The organism is Methylomonas sp. (assembly GCF_023228165.1).
GTDB lineage: Bacteria > Pseudomonadota > Gammaproteobacteria > Methylococcales > Methylomonadaceae > Methylomonas.
In genome coordinates, this window is record NZ_JALOBS010000063.1 from 1 (window position 1) to 12,133 (window position 12,133).

19 protein-coding genes are annotated in these 12,133 nt (G+C 51.1%); 2 read left to right on the forward strand and 17 right to left on the reverse strand.

Going from position 1 to position 12,133, the window contains the following annotated elements; genetic code table 11:
• The 15 genes from M0R33_RS23750 to nifV form a co-directional block, all read right to left on the reverse strand.
• Positions 1–754 (reverse strand): transposase (locus tag M0R33_RS23750; RefSeq protein ID WP_292574440.1); only part of this gene is annotated, 754 nt, incomplete at its 3' end.
• 182 nt (positions 755–936) lie between these two features.
• Entirely contained in the window at positions 937–1,368 is a 432-nt protein-coding gene (locus M0R33_RS23755) for a SoxR reducing system RseC family protein (protein WP_292574441.1), read from the reverse strand.
• Positions 1,361–1,762 carry a Rieske 2Fe-2S domain-containing protein gene (locus M0R33_RS23760; RefSeq protein WP_292574442.1) on the reverse strand — a complete coding sequence of 134 codons (402 nt, stop codon included), beginning with the start codon at positions 1,760–1,762 and terminating at the stop codon, positions 1,361–1,363. The genes M0R33_RS23755 and M0R33_RS23760 overlap by 8 nt, the downstream gene beginning before the upstream one ends.
• Before the next feature lie 10 nt (positions 1,763–1,772).
• The gene (locus tag M0R33_RS23765; RefSeq protein ID WP_292574443.1) at positions 1,773–2,306 is read right to left on the reverse strand and encodes a flavodoxin; all 534 of its coding nucleotides are present in this window, start codon (positions 2,304–2,306) and stop codon (positions 1,773–1,775) included.
• A gap of 25 nt (positions 2,307–2,331) precedes the next feature.
• On the reverse strand, positions 2,332–2,949 hold the full coding sequence (grxD, locus tag M0R33_RS23770) for a Grx4 family monothiol glutaredoxin (protein WP_292574444.1): 618 nt from the start codon (positions 2,947–2,949) through the stop codon (positions 2,332–2,334).
• A 63-nt stretch (positions 2,950–3,012) separates the two neighbouring features.
• A complete protein-coding gene (locus M0R33_RS23775) occupies positions 3,013–3,279 on the reverse strand; it encodes a hypothetical protein (RefSeq protein ID WP_292574445.1) in 267 nt (88 codons plus the stop codon).
• Between the two features lie 159 nt (positions 3,280–3,438).
• Positions 3,439–4,734, reverse strand: a complete 1,296-nt coding sequence (clpX, locus tag M0R33_RS23780) for an ATP-dependent Clp protease ATP-binding subunit ClpX (RefSeq protein ID WP_292574446.1) — start codon at positions 4,732–4,734, stop codon at positions 3,439–3,441.
• 41 nt (positions 4,735–4,775) lie between these two features.
• A complete protein-coding gene (gene nifM / locus M0R33_RS23785; protein ID WP_366044662.1) occupies positions 4,776–5,630 on the reverse strand; it encodes a nitrogen fixation protein NifM in 855 nt (284 codons plus the stop codon).
• A 2-nt stretch (positions 5,631–5,632) separates the two neighbouring features.
• Complete coding sequence (locus M0R33_RS23790; RefSeq protein WP_292574448.1) at positions 5,633–6,112, reverse strand: nitrogen fixation protein NifZ; 480 nt, start codon at positions 6,110–6,112, stop codon at positions 5,633–5,635.
• A complete protein-coding gene (locus M0R33_RS23795; RefSeq protein WP_292574449.1) occupies positions 6,109–6,423 on the reverse strand; it encodes a nitrogenase-stabilizing/protective protein NifW in 315 nt (104 codons plus the stop codon). The genes M0R33_RS23790 and M0R33_RS23795 overlap by 4 nt, the downstream gene beginning before the upstream one ends.
• A gap of 4 nt (positions 6,424–6,427) precedes the next feature.
• Complete coding sequence (locus M0R33_RS23800; protein WP_292574450.1) at positions 6,428–6,550, reverse strand: hypothetical protein; 123 nt, start codon at positions 6,548–6,550, stop codon at positions 6,428–6,430.
• 242 nt (positions 6,551–6,792) lie between these two features.
• A complete protein-coding gene (locus tag M0R33_RS23805; RefSeq protein WP_292574451.1) occupies positions 6,793–7,302 on the reverse strand; it encodes a hypothetical protein in 510 nt (169 codons plus the stop codon).
• Entirely contained in the window at positions 7,302–8,081 is a 780-nt protein-coding gene (gene cysE, locus M0R33_RS23810; protein WP_292574452.1) for a serine O-acetyltransferase, read from the reverse strand. Before cysE ends, M0R33_RS23805 begins: the two co-directional genes overlap by 1 nt.
• Positions 8,078–8,245: a hypothetical protein gene (locus tag M0R33_RS23815; RefSeq protein ID WP_292574453.1), complete on the reverse strand. Its 168-nt coding sequence runs from the start codon at positions 8,243–8,245 to the stop codon at positions 8,078–8,080. The genes cysE and M0R33_RS23815 overlap by 4 nt, the downstream gene beginning before the upstream one ends.
• Positions 8,246–8,257: 12 nt before the next feature.
• Positions 8,258–9,382 (reverse strand): homocitrate synthase, encoded by a 1,125-nt coding sequence (gene nifV / locus M0R33_RS23820; protein WP_292574454.1) that lies wholly within the window; start codon positions 9,380–9,382, stop codon positions 8,258–8,260.
• Positions 9,383–9,739: 357 nt separating this feature from the next.
• Between nifV and M0R33_RS23825 the strand changes: the two genes are divergently transcribed.
• Positions 9,740–9,967 (forward strand): type II toxin-antitoxin system VapB family antitoxin, encoded by a 228-nt coding sequence (locus tag M0R33_RS23825; protein WP_292574455.1) that lies wholly within the window; start codon positions 9,740–9,742, stop codon positions 9,965–9,967.
• Positions 9,968–10,578: 611 nt separating this feature from the next.
• Here the strand turns inward: M0R33_RS23825 and M0R33_RS24510 are convergent.
• Together M0R33_RS24510 and M0R33_RS23830 are read right to left on the reverse strand one after the other, a co-directional pair.
• Positions 10,579–10,869, reverse strand: a complete 291-nt coding sequence (locus tag M0R33_RS24510; protein ID WP_366044668.1) for a DUF488 family protein — start codon at positions 10,867–10,869, stop codon at positions 10,579–10,581.
• A 138-nt stretch (positions 10,870–11,007) separates the two neighbouring features.
• Positions 11,008–11,490: a cytochrome P460 family protein gene (locus M0R33_RS23830; RefSeq protein WP_292574456.1), complete on the reverse strand. Its 483-nt coding sequence runs from the start codon at positions 11,488–11,490 to the stop codon at positions 11,008–11,010.
• 233 nt (positions 11,491–11,723) lie between these two features.
• On the opposite strand from M0R33_RS23830, the gene M0R33_RS23835 reads away from it, so the two are divergent.
• The gene (locus M0R33_RS23835; RefSeq protein ID WP_292574457.1) at positions 11,724–12,026 is read left to right on the forward strand and encodes a hypothetical protein; all 303 of its coding nucleotides are present in this window, start codon (positions 11,724–11,726) and stop codon (positions 12,024–12,026) included.
• The last annotated feature ends 107 nt before the right edge of the window (positions 12,027–12,133 follow it).

The window sequence follows — 12,133 nt, forward strand, 5'->3', positions numbered from 1 at the left end:
CGCTTAAATATGCCCGCGCCATACCTTCATTGCGACTATCATAACGCTCGAAATAATGACTCAATGAATTAGCAGGGGCCTGTTTTTGTTTCCTAGGGATATCTTTGAGCGATTGTTCAGGGTCAATCTTACCCTGCACTTCATCGATAAAGGCATCGGCTCCCAAATAAATCTGGTTTTTTAATTGCAGCCAAGGTGATGGCTGTTTTTTTCCAGCTTCGACAAAATCTCTGTAGCGTTGTTGGGCTGTTTGTTGGTTCTCGGAGAATCCGGCGAGCATCCAGTCCGTCGTCAAACAAGGATGTTTCTCAATATAACCTGCTGTTGCTCGGTAGCTACTCCAAGGCCAGTTTTTTGCACTTCTGACCATCTGAGCCCGAACCGGATTTAGAACAATATATCTGGCTAACTCCAACAAATAGCAATCCTTCTCGACCAAAATGGCCTTAAATCGACCTTGAAACACATGGCCTACCCGGTTATGTTGGCGGTTAAAATACTGGGTGTAGGTTCCATTCAGGCGCTTCATTCCTTTGGAAAGGGTTGGCGCATTCGTTTCAATTAATAAATGGTAATGATTGTCCATCAAGCAATAGGCATGACAATACCAGTCATAACGCGCTACCGTGTTCTGTAACAACGCCAAAAACCGTTGCCGATCATCATCTGCCGCATAAATATCATTCCGAGCGTTACCCCGTGAAGTAACATGATAGATAGCACCGGCAAATTCTATTCGTAAAGGTCTCGCCACCAAAAAAATCCATCTGAATTGAGTTCACTGCAGAGTATGGTAATAAACCATGAATGTCAATTGTAAGGCCTGACCCTATTAGTTCGTGCTATTAGTTCGTGACCCCATTAGTTACGCTGGCGGGACTTTTCGAATAACCAAGGGACGTAAATTGCCGAGGAAACCTAGTTGCGTAACAGGCCTCAAAGCTTGCCGACTATCTGCGGTCTGAAACAAAAATACAGCAACAACACATTTTGCAGCTTGTGTATGACCCAGAATGTCGCCAGTAACAGGCTCAGGGACAGTTCCGGCAGCCAGGCTTCGCAGAATGCGGGCGGTAAAAAAATAGTCGCCAAACCGACGCCGAGCAACATCACCAGGATGGGCAGCAGATACAGCACGATGGAACTCAGCAAGACGTGGGAATCGTCTATGCCGACCCGCACCTGATCGCCGACCTTTAACGGCCGGTCGCTTTCCACCGCGAACTCTCGTTTCGGCAGCCATTTGGACAAGGCGGCGGTGCCGCAGCTGCTGTGTTGTGCACAGCCGCCGCAAGCCCCACTTTGCAGGCTTTTGATCCAGACTTCGCCGTCTGTAATACGGGTGACGATGGCGGTTTCTTCAATCATGTTTGTGCCCCGACGCGGTTTTGACGGGGTGAACCGCCAAAACTTGTAATTGTTTTTCCTTGAAGACGATCATGCCGTCTTGTTCGACGACTTTGATGGCCCGCAGGGCTTGCCCCTCGCAAACCGGGCTACGGCAAACGCCACTGTCCGGTTCGAAGATAAAGCCGTGCATCGAACAGCGCAACCAACGCCGTTCGGGGTCGAACACCGCGTCTTCCTGACAATTCAAGGGCCGGTGCATGTGCATGCAGTGATTCACATAGGCATACAGCCGGCCCTGATAACGAAACACCAACACATTGGCCTGCCGGGCCCGCGAGGTCTGGCTGTGCAGCAGCACGTCCACCGTCGCATAAGCGGTGTCGGACAACGCCTCGGCAGGCAGAATGTGCATGGCGTGTAGATTAGGCCCAGCTGGATTCGATCTGCTTTAACCAGTCCTGCAGGCGATCTTCGCTGAGTTCTTTTTGGTTGTCGTCGTCCAGCACCAGGCCAACGAATTCGTCGCCCATGGCCGCTTTGGAACTGTTGTAGGTGTAACCCTCGGTAGAGGTGGCGCCGACGAAACCGGCACCGCAATCGGCAAAGGCGTCGTACAGCATGCCCAGCGCATCGACGAAATTATCCGGATAACCTTCTTGATCGCCCATCCCGTACAGCGCAATGGTTTTGCCGGAAAAGTCGGCGCCTTCCAGCTGCGGCATGAACTCTTCCCAGCTTTCGGCCGAAGTGCCGGCAGTCAGACCGGGTAACTCGCCGTCTCCGTAGGTAGGCGTGCCGATAATCAGCACCTCGTAAGCCAATAAATCATCGACAGTGGCTTTGCTGATGTTGACGGGTTTGTCCGCCAGTTCATCGCCCAGTTGTTTGTGAATGGTTTTGGCGACTTTGCGCGAGTTGCCGGTATCGGTTCCAAAAAATATGCCTACTTTGGCCATGATCATTTCTCCATTATTAATAAAATCAAAGTTGAATTTGCAGCAAACCGGCTTGTGGAGCAGGTTGTTGGGCCTGCCATTGTTCGGGTGTAAAGGTTTTTAAGGTCACTGCATGCAAGCGGCCGCTGGCCAATGGCTCCGTCAAGGTGGCCATGACGCCCTGGTGTTGTTTGACCATGGCTAAATCCGCGAATTGTTCGCTAATCACCCGTATGGTCAAATCGCAGCCCTGGCCTTCGATGCCGATTTGCGCATCCGGATAGCTGCCCAAAATCAATGCTTCGACTTCGGAATGGGTGATGACATTGTTTTCCGCTGTGTCTTCGGCCGGCTTAACCGAGGCCTGTAACAGCGGCAGCAAACTACCGTCGTTATACAGCGCTTCGACGATATCGGCGCCGCCGACCAGTTCGCCTTTGACGAACAGCTGCGGAAAGGTCGGCCATTTCGATACCGACGGCAGCCGGTCGCGAATAAACGGAGCCCTCAAGACATCGACGTAGGCAAAAGGTATTTTGGTGGCATTGAGGATTTCCACGGTCTTGGCCGAGAATCCGCATTCCGGCGCGGTCGGCACCCCTTTCATATACAGCAGGATAGGGTTATCGGCGATTTGTTTGAGGATGGTTTCTTTTGTGCTCATTTAATTATCCAATTGAAAGTGGCTATCGATTAATCTGGGTTTCTATTTTGTTACCGCAACGGTTTAATGAATCAAATTCTCGGCTCGCAAAACCCCGACTATACCCACCATGACCCAGAACACATTCAATAAGGTATACGCGTGGTCCTGTTTCAAAATGGAGCACCAGGACAACACGATGGCATCGACGGTATTGACGCTCCAGATAAACAAAAACGGACTTTCGGGGCCCAGCCAACTGACCAGACTGAAGCTAAATATACGCATCAGCACCCCGATCATTTCAAAACTGCGAATATAACGACGCACGAATACATTAATTGCGGCCATACTTTTCCTTGCTGTGGTTGAATGATTTTGTAATTGGAACCGGCCAGGCCGGCGACATGATTAAATCATTCCGCAAGCCGATTTCCGCAAATTATTTCAACCCGTCGCCAAGGCGTTAATCCCGTGTTAAAGCAACGTTGTTCAGCGCGCTGCCCGGCCTCACTCGCCGCCGGATAAGCGTTGCAAATCCTGCCCGGCAACCGGCTCGCGTTCCAGCACCTCGATCTCCGCCTCGCCCTTAATCACCTCGGCAGTAACGACGCAACGTTCGACATTGCCGCGCGACGGCACATCGAACATGGTTTTACGCAGCACATGCTCCATGATGCTGCGCAGACCTCGGGCACCGGTATCGCGGGCGATGGCTTTTTCGGCGATTTCCACCAGGGCTTCCTGGGTAAACTCCAGCTCCACATCGTCGTAGGCAAACAACTTTTGGTATTGTTTGACCAAGGCGTTTTTGGGCTCGGTCAACACCTGTATCAGGGCGTCGACGTCCAATGGCTCCAGCGGCGCCAGCACCGGGAAACGGCCGATAAATTCCGGGATCAACCCGAAGCGTTTCAAATCGTCGGGTTGGGTCGCATTCAGCAAAGCTTCCAGGGAAGGCTTTTGGCTGTCGTCGTTCATTTCCGCATGAAAGCCGATGGCGGTTTTGCGCGGCTGCAGGCGTTTTTCCACATGTTTTTCCAAACCGGGAAACGCCCCGCCGGAAATGAATAAAATATTGCTGGTATCCATCGTCAAGGTATCGCTATTGCTGTCTTTACGCCGGCCCTTGGCGGTGATTTTGACGTGCGAACCTTCCACCAAGCGTAACAAGGCTTGCTGCACGCCTTCGCCGGACACGTCGCGTGTGCCGAACGCCTGTTCCGGGCTGCGGGCGATTTTGTCCACTTCGTCGATATATACAATACCCCACTCGGCTTTGCTCATGTTGCCGTCGGCCACATCCAGCAAGCGCACCAGAATGTTTTCCACATCGTCACCGACGTAACCGGCCTGGGTCAGCGTGGTGGCATCGGCCACGGTAAACGGCACCCCGACGATTTTTGCCAGGGTGCTGGCCAATAGCGTTTTACCGGTACCGGACGGGCCTATCAGCAAAATGTTGGATTTACCGATTTCCACATTGGTGTCGGCCTCGCCCAAGCCGCCGGTTTTGCTGCTTTCGTGTTTCAGGCGTTTGTAATGGTTGTACACCGCGACCGATAAGATCTCCTTGGCCAAATCCTGCCCGATCACATATTGGTCCAACATGATTTTGATTTCGGCAGGTTTAGGCAGCGCACCCTGCATTTCGGTGAGCTCTTTCTTCTTGCCCCAGCTGGATACCACCTGACTGGCCAACATTACGCAGGCTTCGCAAATAAAGCCTTCGGTACCGGCTATCATGGGTACCGATGCCGAGGCTTCGATACCGCAAAAGGAACAATGTTTGGATTCTTTGGCCATCGTTTTCACCATTGGGTAGCAAAAGGGTACGCGCCGCGTCCCTATGATTTAACAGCCGGCAAACTTGCCAACCAGCTGCGCTGGCAACTCCGTCGGGAACGTTCCTGCATGATTTGTTTAATTTTCGGAGTCGCATTTTTGAGCGATATCGTTTCAGCCCGAATAATTTTGATGCATTGGATCAAATGAAAACCCACTTCCGTTTCCACGATGGCACTAATCTGGTTTTCCTTCAACTGAAACAGCGCCTCATCCAGCTCCGGATATAACTTGCCTTGCACCAGCTTACCCAGTTCGCCGCCGCTCAAAGCCGTGGGGCACTCGGAATTCTTTAAAGCCAAATGGGCAAACTTATGCGGTTTGCGCTTTAAGGTTTCGGCAATTTCCTCTATGCGCTGGAAAGCATTTTCGCGGGTATTTTCCGGATAATCCGGATTAATGCTGATCAAAATATGCCGGGCCGTGCGCTGTTCGGGAATATGAAATTTGTCCGGATGGGAATGGTAAAAAATCCCCACCTCCACCTCGTTGACTTTGGGCGCCCGCGCCGCCACTTTTTCCAAAACGCTATTGACCTTGCACTGCCGGGATAGAGCCGCCTGTAAGCTTGCCGTGTTCAACCGGTTGGCCCGCAGCGCCGCCTCGAAAGCCGCTTCGTCCTCGAATCGATCGCGAACCTCGGCAAAGGCATTGGCCACTTCCTGCTCGGAGACGATCACGCTGGCCGCTTCGTTGGAGTTAAGCACCCGGGTTTCGATTTCGTATTCGTTTTTGGCCTGCCTTTGCGCTTGGGATAGCTGTTGATTTTCCAACTCGGTAGGAGCTTTTTTGAACAAGCTTAACGAAGCCCGCAACAAGGTATAAGGCTCAATGTTTGCTTCGGAAGTTTGACTCATCATTAATCCTCCGGTTCTCTAAAGTTTTTCGGATCCGCCGGTTCCAAAACGCTCTCGGGCACTTGCAGGGTTCTGCCGGGAAAGCGCACGTGGTATTGCAATGGCAGGGTTTCCCGCAACACTTTCAAAACCTCGCCTTGCGAACCTTTCTCGGCGAGTATATTGCCCTGTGAACCCAGATCGATGGTGCAAACCACCTGATCGCGAAATTCGAAGCGACTGGGATTCCAGGGCGCGTCGCCGGGAATCAATTCCTCCAGGCGGCAGCCGCACATGCAGCCGTGCTCTAAAAAATGCACGGTATAAATCACTTGATCCTGCAGGAAAGTACCCATTTCGATAACATTGCCGACACTGCCTCTGCGCACCAGCAAGTCGCCCACTTCCTTACCCGGATAGGTGCCGTCGTTGCGCACATTGCGCGTCACCCGCACCAATTCTCCGTATTCGAAACGGCCTTCGTCGAAACGATCTTCTTTCATGTTTTGATGTCCGTCAATGCCACGAATACATTTTGAGGATCCGGCATGTTGAAGACCTTAAAGACTTTTTCAGTTTGCGCATCGGAGTCGACAAAATCGTGGTAGGCTCGCGCCAGCAGGGTTTTGTAAACTTGGCGCTTGCTGTCTTCATCTTCCGGTAACTGCTCGGCCCCCTTATCCAGATAGTCGTGGAAGCGCTGCAAGATATGCAAACGGTTGACGTGGACAGTGGTTTGATCGTATTCCAGCTCGAAATACTGCAAAAAGTCCTCGGCGGATTCCAGTTCTTCCATATCGTCTTCAAAACTCATAAAGCTACCTCGCGGCTATCAGGTGATCTAGGTTGCCGCTATCGCCGCCCAGAGCATACATCACCAACATAATCACCAGCATTAAAGACGCTTGGGCCAGAAAAGGATCGGATTTATGTTTAATCATGATAATCACCTATAAAAATGAAGGATGGGTATGACCCACCGACGAGAACAAAGCAGCGGTTTTTAATCCGCCGCTCTAAAACGGCCCAATTATGTTGGGATCACTGCTCAACAAATAAATCACCAGTAACGCAAACAGCACCGCGGGCAGCAGTGTCGAATCCAATTTGTTTCTTATGCTTCTGAACATCGTAAATACCTCAAAAAAATTCCTCACCCTTGGTTTGGGTGCTCTCCCCCGTGTCAGGCAACCGTTGCTACCTGTTGTCTCTGCAAAACCAGCTCCAAAAGCGCTTTGGCGCCGATACGATCTTTGTCGTCCAAGGCCACCAGTTTCTCGAAAATGCCGCGACTGAGTTCCAGATTCTCCATGCGCATATTCAAAAAACCGATCGACTTTAGGGTAAACAGATATAACCTGATGCGGGTCAACCAGTCCTTGGGCGCCTCGCTAATGTGCGTTCTTTGCAACTGCCGCCAATCGTCCGGAAACTCAATGCCCGACCTGATCAAGCCCAGGGCTCTTTCGGATATCAGCAAGGCTTCCTCCAGGCGGTGCTGGTAGTAATAAAACCGATTCAGCGCCACCAGCACGTTTAAGGATTCCGGCGCCCGTAAAAAGGCTTTTAACAGCGGCAATTCCGCTTCTCCGCTGCTGTACAATTCCGATGCGTATTTGATCAATGCCTGCACCTCTTCGCTGTCTTCCTGCTGGAAGTACAAGTCTTCGGCTTCAAATTCCAACAAATCCATTACTGCCCACCCGCGGCCTGTTTCAAAATCACTTTTTCCTCACCGTGACAGACCCCTTCGGATTCGCAGCTGTCGCAATTATCGGTTTCCATCATCACAAACCTTTCCTGATTGGCTTCCAGTTTATCCAGGCGTTCCACCAGGCAATTGATGGCTTTGCCGATCGGATCGGGTACCAGATGATGGTCCAGATCGATACCGCGCGGATTTTGAATCTTCACGCCTTTTTGTTGAATGATGCGACCGGGAATACCGATCACGGTGCAGCAAGCCGGCACGTCCTTAATCACTACCGAATTGGCGCCCACTCGAACGTTATCGCCCAGGTTGATCGCGCCCAACACCTTAGCGCCGGCACCCACCAAAACGTTATTGCCCAAGGTCGGATGGCGTTTGGCCTTGTTCCAGGTGGTACCGCCCAGTGTCACACCGTGGTAGAGCGTGACATCGTTACCGATCTCGGCGGTTTCGCCGATCACCACGCAAGCGCCGTGATCGATGAAAAACCGTTTACCGATGGTGGCGCCGGGATGAATGTCGACATTGGTCAGCCAGCGGGCGAATGCCGCCACCAGCCGGGCCGATAACTTCCATTCCGACAACCATAGCCGATGGGTGACCCTGTACAACATCACCGCATGCACGCCCGGATAAGCCAGCAATACTTCCAGCAGATTCCGGGCGGCCGGGTCGCGGGCGAAGACACACGCGACATCCTCACGCCAGTCTTGCCATAAATTCGGCTTGGCGTTGGGCCGGGGCGGTGAAAAAAACATCATTTTGCCAAGCTCCAAGTGGTTTTGCCGGGAGCCGGAATACCGGGAACCCGAAAAAAACTACCGGGATAACGGTCATCCTGCATTTCGAATGCCGGGACATTCACTTGTGCTGATTCCAGTTTGCCAGCGGTTTGGACGGCTTGTTTTTGACGCTTACTGTTCATCGGACACCTCTGTTATAGGCTAAGTAAAAATTGGTTCAAATCAGCGGTTTGCGGTGCGCGCTTGTTGATGCTGACAAACTGCCGAATCATCGGTAACAAGCGTCCGGCCTGCAAGCGGTTGATGGCGATACCGAGCTGCTGGTAGGCATGCATCACACCCTGGCTACCGGAATGCTTGCCCAGCACCAGCTGATGGCAACGACCCAGCAAAGCCGGATCGACGCCTTGGTAATTGTGGGGATCTTTCAACAGACCATCGACATGAATGCCGGCCTCGTGGCTGAATACGTCGCGGCCGATCAAACTTTTGCGGCTGCCGATGGTATCGCCGGATGCTGTCGCCACTTGGTGCGACAGCGATGTAAAGTTGCGTAAATCCACCCCGGACTCAATGCCGTACAGTTGCTTTAAACCGACAACCACCTCTTCCAGCGCGGCATTACCGGCCCGTTCGCCCAAGCCGTTTACCGTAGTATTGACGTGAGTAGCACCGGCCATTGCAGCGGCCAGCGTGTTGGCCGTGGCCAGACCCAAATCGTCGTGGGCGTGCATTTCGATATCCATTTCGGTGACGCTGCGCAATTGACGTATTGCCTCATACACTCCGAACGGTTCCATGATGCCGACGGTATCGGCGAAACGAATCCGACAGGCACCGGCCTGTTGCGCCGCTTCAGCGATTTGCGCCAAAAAGTCGCGATCGGCCCGGGAAGCGTCCTCGGCACCGACACAGACTTTCAGCCCGGCATCGACGGCGGCTTTAACACAATAATCGATGGTTTCCAAAACCCAGGAACGGCTTTGTTTAAGTTTGTGCTGAATATGTTGATCTGACGCGGAGATGGACAAATCCACCGTTGCCACCCCCAAACCCAGGCAATGCTTTAAATCATCTTTGCGCATCCTGGACCACACCAACAAATTGCCTGGTAAATTCAGCCCGGCAATGGCTTTGATTTCGTCGCGTTCCTGCCCACCCATGGCTGGAATGCCGATTTCCAATTCCGGCACACCCATTGCGGCCAGCTGGGTGGCGATACTGAGTTTTTCATCCAGAGAAAACACTACCCCAGCCGATTGCTCGCCATCGCGGAGCGTGGTGTCATCGATAATGATGCTGCGTGAGCTGAGTGTCATGGCTAAACCCTAAATACCGTAACGTGAAAAACACTGTCATTGGGTATAAAGCAAAACGCTTGCCAACTGCTGGAAAGACCGGATTTAGCGGCTAAGCGGGATTATTTGGTGCAATGTCGACAAGATAATGCGAAGCGTGAAAAGCAAATTGTCGCAAAACCTACAATGATTTTCGGTTTTGGTGCGTTGGGGTGGCCGGCTGGCCGTGATCGATTTTAGCGAGGCTGTCAACGACGGACAATGTGTTTCTTCTCATGGTAATGGATGCCTGACCGCTTAAATTCCGTGTAGGCATAAGAAGCGCTCCGAGCATGACCCGATGAATTTGGCGTATTATTTTTCACGCAGGAAACCGACATGCGAAATACTATTAGATTCGACGTTACCTTCATGGCTGATGTATTGGCGACAACCGGGGTCAAAATCAAACGCGAAGCGGTAAAACTCGGCTTAAAAACCTTGTTGATGCGCAAACAGCAAGAACCTATAAACACTTTCAACGGCAGATTAAAACGGGAAGGCGATTTAAATCGGCTGAGGTTATGGCGTTGTTTGGGTGAGCAACGCTTTTCCGGCCACCGTTAGGGCAATTGCGTGGCTGCATATGACAGGCTTCCCCTTGGCTTAGAACCAAATGAACTCAGAGCGATAATTCGAAATACTCAGTAATTTTCAGACACGCTTGCATGACGGTATTGGTGCGCCAAAAATCTCTGTTGCGCTGATACGATTTACACAAAGCTTCCGTCGCGTGCGATTAGCTAAAAATGCTCTCCCCGCCATTTGAAGGTAAACATAGGCCAGAGCTTTGGGATTTTCCTTTTGCATGTGCAATTGCTTGACGCATCATCGAAGCCGACGATGCCCTTGGATAAACGGTGTTTAGCAACATATCCGAACCTAACTGCGAATTTCGTCTATTGATTTGGAATCGTCACGATCAACAACGCAGGTCGAAAATGCTTCGATCAATACACTCTAAAGACCTGCAAGCAAATCACATGCACGATTCAGCAATTGAACGACAACAAAACGCGATTGCACATCCCTAGCCATTAACAAGGTCGAAATTCGAACTATGGTTGTCGATCAAATGACGAAGCAGGGAGCAAGTCTTGCAATCAAGCAGCCATTACCGCCGCGGCAGCTATGTGCCGTACAAACCCCGCCCGCCAGCGTGGGCTAACAGACATCGATTAGCCGCATGCATTTTCCGGATATTCCTTGCACACGACAGCGCGATTATGTTGGTTCGCTTTCGCGCCATGAACCAAGTTGGTTGAGTGCACGTATATACGCATCCCATTTTCCGGGTCGCGGCTAAATTGATTGCCGATAGCAGTACCAGGCGCACGCTCCTTCAGCCATAAATCGATCTTTGCTGTGCTGTTGGATACCTCACGCAGCCAAAGTCGGAACACAAGAATCCGACATCTATCGCGGGGCCCTGGCTGTTCGTATGCGCGTTTCAATAATGCGGGTATCACTTTTTCTATTTCGGTAAACAATAATAGATGTCAGACCAAGATTATAATAACGGCAAGCAAAAACCGGAATAAGCCGCCCAGCGCTTCCGGCGGAGCACGATAGCCAAACGCAGGGGGGCTTATTCCGGCCTTTCCGAACTATTGCCGATATGTTGAATAGACGTAATCTTTTTTCTGTTCCGGCGCATGGCAACCGAAGCAGGATTTTCCACCATCGTTGGTCAGCCGCTCGGTTTTGCTGTTACCGGCGAAACCCTCAAAGCCCCAACCGCCGGTGGCAGCGTATTTTTTGTCGTCTTTGCGCATGACGCCGATCAGTTTGCGTTCACCTTCCTGTATGGTTTTATCTTTTTCCTGGTATTGCAACAGGTCGAATACCAATACCGAGCCATTGGCGTATTTACCCTCTTTTAAGCCTTTTTCAGCTAATTTATTGGCATATACATGATGCAGGCCCTGAAAAGGATTTTCCAGCGCATGACCGGGTTGAATCAGCATGCTTTTAACGTGCAGCCAGTTACGATAGCCTTCCGGATAAGGCACAGCCGCGTCGGCAGCGACGGCGGCAATCGAAATGTTACTTAGCAACCCGGCGATTAACATTAGGATTATTTTGTTCATATTCGCATCTCCAAACGATTGAAAAGGACAAGTAATTTCGATTCGAAATCAAATGTCTTTTTAAGCGAATTTGTCCGATCTGTCAAATTGATATTGATACGCTACTTATTTGCCATATCATTAATCGACAGGGTATCCCGCATCGAGCTTTTTCACGCTATCGTCTAAAATCATCAAAGAATTCACCGCCACGCCCAGCTTGCCTTTTATTTTTAGATTTGGAGAAACTCAGGATGCTTAAGAAAATGTTTAAAAAGTTGTCGGGTTCAAAACCGCCGGATTGTGTGCCATCTCAGATGGATCCAAAAACCGAGGCGCTCGTTCGAGCAATACGCGAACAAAGCAAAGAAGATCCGCTTGTGGGTGCAAAGCTTGGCGGCAAAGAGATATTTCAGCGCTTAGTTGACGGCATGAAGAACGAAAAAGGTGTTCATATCGAATCTGTGCTATGCGCATTAGGCGCTTTGGCAGGCTACTCATGCCAAGCCAATCTTCGTGCCCAAGCTTTGGCCAAAGGCCCCCCCGCGTCAAAATAGTTGTCGCCTCAAATTTTTAGAACCCTTTAAATTTGAGATAAAAAATGAATCTTTCCAAGAAACAGTATTCTGACGAGTTCAGAGAGCAAGCCCTGGCAAAAGTCTAC

Bases quoted from the DNA above. Each gene is read 5' to 3' on its own strand.
- M0R33_RS23805 (WP_292574451.1), bottom strand. From the start codon at position 7,302: ATGGATTTGTTGGAATTTGAAGCCGAAGACTTGTACTTCCAGCAGGAA.
- M0R33_RS23815 (WP_292574453.1), bottom strand. From the start codon at position 8,245: ATGAACAGTAAGCGTCAAAAACAAGCCGTCCAAACCGCTGGCAAACTG.
- M0R33_RS23795 (WP_292574449.1), bottom strand. From the start codon at position 6,423: ATGAGTTTTGAAGACGATATGGAAGAACTGGAATCCGCCGAGGACTTT.
- M0R33_RS23755 (WP_292574441.1), bottom strand. From the start codon at position 1,368: ATGATTGAAGAAACCGCCATCGTCACCCGTATTACAGACGGCGAAGTC.
- M0R33_RS23800 (WP_292574450.1), bottom strand. From the start codon at position 6,550: ATGATTAAACATAAATCCGATCCTTTTCTGGCCCAAGCGTCTTTAATG.
- M0R33_RS23825 (WP_292574455.1), top strand. From the start codon at position 9,740: ATGCGAAATACTATTAGATTCGACGTTACCTTCATGGCTGATGTATTG.
- nifM (WP_366044662.1), bottom strand. From the start codon at position 5,630: ATGAGTCAAACTTCCGAAGCAAACATTGAGCCTTATACCTTGTTGCGG.
- M0R33_RS23790 (WP_292574448.1), bottom strand. From the start codon at position 6,112: ATGAAAGAAGATCGTTTCGACGAAGGCCGTTTCGAATACGGAGAATTG.
- nifV (WP_292574454.1), bottom strand. From the start codon at position 9,382: ATGACACTCAGCTCACGCAGCATCATTATCGATGACACCACGCTCCGC.
- cysE (WP_292574452.1), bottom strand. From the start codon at position 8,081: ATGATGTTTTTTTCACCGCCCCGGCCCAACGCCAAGCCGAATTTATGG.
- M0R33_RS23760 (WP_292574442.1), bottom strand. From the start codon at position 1,762: ATGCACATTCTGCCTGCCGAGGCGTTGTCCGACACCGCTTATGCGACG.
- grxD (WP_292574444.1), bottom strand. From the start codon at position 2,949: ATGAGCACAAAAGAAACCATCCTCAAACAAATCGCCGATAACCCTATC.
- clpX (WP_292574446.1), bottom strand. From the start codon at position 4,734: ATGGCCAAAGAATCCAAACATTGTTCCTTTTGCGGTATCGAAGCCTCG.
- M0R33_RS23830 (WP_292574456.1), bottom strand. From the start codon at position 11,490: ATGAACAAAATAATCCTAATGTTAATCGCCGGGTTGCTAAGTAACATT.
- M0R33_RS23775 (WP_292574445.1), bottom strand. From the start codon at position 3,279: ATGGCCGCAATTAATGTATTCGTGCGTCGTTATATTCGCAGTTTTGAA.
- M0R33_RS23765 (WP_292574443.1), bottom strand. From the start codon at position 2,306: ATGGCCAAAGTAGGCATATTTTTTGGAACCGATACCGGCAACTCGCGC.
- M0R33_RS23835 (WP_292574457.1), top strand. From the start codon at position 11,724: ATGCTTAAGAAAATGTTTAAAAAGTTGTCGGGTTCAAAACCGCCGGAT.